The organism is Sphingobacteriales bacterium (assembly GCA_012517435.1).
Lineage (GTDB): Bacteria > Bacteroidota > Bacteroidia > CAILMK01 > JAAYUY01 > JAAYUY01.
Map to the genome: position 1 here is coordinate 1 of JAAYUY010000052.1, position 3,139 is coordinate 3,139.

At 42.0% G+C, this 3,139-nt stretch carries 4 protein-coding genes; all 4 read left to right on the forward strand.

What is annotated here, in order from left to right; all coding sequences use genetic code 11:
- Positions 1-454, forward strand: a 454-nt coding sequence (locus GX437_03065; protein NLJ06632.1) for an RNA methyltransferase, incomplete at its 5' end; no start/stop codon positions are given.
- A gap of 173 nt (positions 455-627) precedes the next feature.
- Complete coding sequence (locus GX437_03070) at positions 628-1,419, forward strand: DUF2520 domain-containing protein (GenBank protein ID NLJ06633.1); 792 nt, start codon at positions 628-630, stop codon at positions 1,417-1,419.
- Complete coding sequence (locus GX437_03075; protein ID NLJ06634.1) at positions 1,419-2,288, forward strand: UbiA family prenyltransferase; 870 nt, start codon at positions 1,419-1,421, stop codon at positions 2,286-2,288. The genes GX437_03070 and GX437_03075 overlap by 1 nt, the downstream gene beginning before the upstream one ends.
- Entirely contained in the window at positions 2,285-2,854 is a 570-nt protein-coding gene (maf, locus tag GX437_03080) for a septum formation protein Maf (protein ID NLJ06635.1), read from the forward strand. Before GX437_03075 ends, maf begins: the two co-directional genes overlap by 4 nt.
- The last annotated feature ends 285 nt before the right edge of the window (positions 2,855-3,139 follow it).

A 3,139-nucleotide genomic window follows, 5' to 3' on the forward strand; every position in this document is an offset into this window, starting at 1 on the left:
CCCCCTGATCCTCGTCATGGAAAATATTGAAAAACCCGGAAACATAGGGGCAGTTTTGCGTACCTGTGATGCTGCCGGTGTTGATGCCGTTTTAATTGCCGGAAATCAGACCGATCTTTACAATCCAAATGTCATCAGAGCGAGTTTGGGAACAGTGTTTACCAACAGGATTGGCCTTTGTGAAACGCGGACAGCCATTGATTTTTTATCTTCAAAAGGCATAGAAATTTTTATTACAACCCCCGCTGCTGACAAACCCTATACTTCTGCCAGTTACCGGCTCCCTTCTGCCATTGTGATGGGTTCAGAGGCCTATGGTGTTTCTGATAAGTGGTTTAAAACCAACTTTCATCGAATCCTCATTCCCATGTACGGAAAGGCAGATTCTTTAAATATTTCCGTTTCGGCTGCCATTGTTTTGTATGAGGCTGTGAGGCAGCGAAAACTTGTATGATGGATGAAACCGGAAAGTCATAGCATGAATTTCAGCTCTGTTAAAGTTTTATACTGTAAATTATCTCTGCTTCTGTCTTTTTAATGATACTGATTTCTTTGCCTGTATTCCGTATAAATATTTTGCTTAATTTCCGATAAAAGCCTGATTTTTGCAGGCCTCAGGATTTTGTTATGGGTACGATTAAAAAGATTACCATCATAGGTGCAGGATGCCTGGGTAAAGCCCTTGTCCGGCAACTGCACATAAAAGGTTTTCAGATACATGAAATTGTTTCCCGGAAAAAGGAAGAAGTGGAGAGCTTGTGCCAACTGACTGGCGCCACTGCCAATTTTGGTGATTATGACTCCGTTTTACCCGATGCCGATCTATACATTGTTTCAGTAAAAGACGATGCTGTTTTTGAAATTCGTAAAAAACTGAAAATCAAAGATAAATTAGTGGTTCATACCTCCGGAACCCTGCCTTTTGATGCCCTGAAAAAATGCAGTTCACAGTTTGGCATTTTTTACCCGCTTCAGACTTTCAGTAAAAACAGAATGCCCGATTTTGAAGAAATACCTTTTTTTGTCTGGGCTTCTTCCTCAGCTTCCCTGTTGGATCTGTATGATGTGGCTGCTGCACTGAGCAAAAAGGTCTTTACTGCCAAAGAGGATAAACTTAAAACCATCCACCTGGCGGCTGTTTTTGCTTCCAATTTTACCAACCACCTGCTGAAAATTTCCAAAGATATTCTTGAAGAAAATGAAATTGATTTTCAAATACTTAAGCCATTAGTCGAAGAGACTTTCAAAAAGGCATTCGAGTTGAGCCCTGAAGATGCTCAGACGGGCCCTGCCAAAAGAGGGGATTGCACGACTACTGATAAACATAAAAGCATGCTGAAAAGAGATGACTGGCGGGCACTTTATGTGTTGTTCTCGGGGATGATACGCGAGGAATATGCTGATAAAAAAAAGGATTAATGAAACTTAAACAACTGCTCAGAGATATTTTTTCCCTCATCAGAATCAAAAACCTTCTGATTATTGCCTTTACGCAGTGTGTTGCCTATTATTCGCTGATTATTCACGGGCATATTGAGTATTACAATTCTCATTTTATCAGCCTGATGATAGGTACGGTTTTAATTGCCGCTGCAGGCTATCTGATAAATGATTATTTTGATGTGGAATCGGATATGGTTAACCGCCCCGAAAAAGTGCTTATCGGTAAAAGATTTAGCCAAATATCGGTTCTTATTGCTTATGTCTTACTGAATCTGGCTGCTCTCATCACCGGGGCATTTACCAATCTGCTCGTATGGTTTACCTTTTCCATCACGATATTAGCCTTGTTTTTTTATAGTTATTCGCTGAAAAAAATACCTTTGGTGGGCAATCTGCTCGTGGCTGCCCTGATGGCAATGACGCTGGTGGTGCTTTGGTTTTTTCAGGCTGGAGTCGATAAGGTTTCTTTCATTTTCTTTGTCTTGTTTGCTTTTCTCAGCGGCCTTTTCCGTGAAATACTCAAAGATGCGGAAGATATGGAAGGCGACAAGGCTGCAGGTTACCTCACTTTTCCGGTTCGCTTCGGTTATGGGCTTACCGAATTTCTCTTGTTTTCTATCTTATTCATTTTCATTATTTTTCTGATAATATACTCGTGGTCAATGTGGCTTGAACATCGCTGGTGGATTTCGGCTTATCTGCTCGTAACTGTGATTTCTCCGGCTGCTTATATGCTCCCGAAAATTTTTAAAAGTGAATCAATCACTGAAATTGAAAAACTGACCAAACTGGCTAAATTGATAATGATTACCGGTACTTTGTCGATGTTACTTCTACTGATATGAAATTAATTCTCGTTTCACAATCGCCCCGCAGAAAAGAACTCCTCGAAATGGCCGGATACCGTTTTGAGGTATTTGTTCCTGATATTGATGAAGATGGCTTTGACCACGATAATTACGAAGAACTGCCTGTATTGCTTGCCCGGCAAAAAGCTGCCGTGGCGGCTGATGTTTTTCCTTCGGATGTACTGATAGCTGCTGATACGATTGTGGTCTTAAACGGGGAAATTATCGGGAAACCCGGGGATGAAAGCGAAGCTTTCCGGATGCTTAAAAAATTGTCCGGAAATACCCATACCGTTGTCACGGGCGTTTGTGTGAGAAAGGGTGATACCTGTGTCGGTTTTAACGACCTGAGTCTGGTTACATTCAAAGAGCTGAGCGATGATGAAATCAACTTTTATATCCGCAATTATCATCCTTTCGATAAGGCTGGGAGTTACGGCTGCCAGGACTTTATCGGATTAATCGGCATTGAACGGATTGAAGGTTCGTTTTATAATGTCATGGGATTGCCTGTGCATAAAGTTTATCCGGTGCTGAAAGAGTTCGGGATTTTGCCTGAATGAGGGGGATTTTCACCACGGAGGAATTTTTCACCACAGAGGCACAGAGAGCACAGAGGGCACGGAGGAATTTTTCACCACGGAGACACAGAGGCACGGTGTTTTTTTTACCACAGAGAACACAGAGGGGCACGGAGGATTTTTTTACCACGGAGACACAAAGGCACAAAGCTTCTAAATTATTTTCTTAGTGTCTTGGTGGTTAAGTTTTTTTCACCACAGAGGCACAGAGAGCACAGAGAGCACGGTTTGTTTCACCACGGAGGCACAAAGGCACAAAGCTTCTAA

What these genes read in the sequence shown, in the direction of transcription:
- GX437_03070 (NLJ06633.1), top strand. Translation starts at nt 628, where the DNA reads ATGGGTACGATTAAAAAGATTACCATCATAGGTGCAGGATGCCTGGGT.
- GX437_03075 (NLJ06634.1), top strand. Translation starts at nt 1,419, where the DNA reads ATGAAACTTAAACAACTGCTCAGAGATATTTTTTCCCTCATCAGAATC.
- maf (NLJ06635.1), top strand. Translation starts at nt 2,285, where the DNA reads ATGAAATTAATTCTCGTTTCACAATCGCCCCGCAGAAAAGAACTCCTC.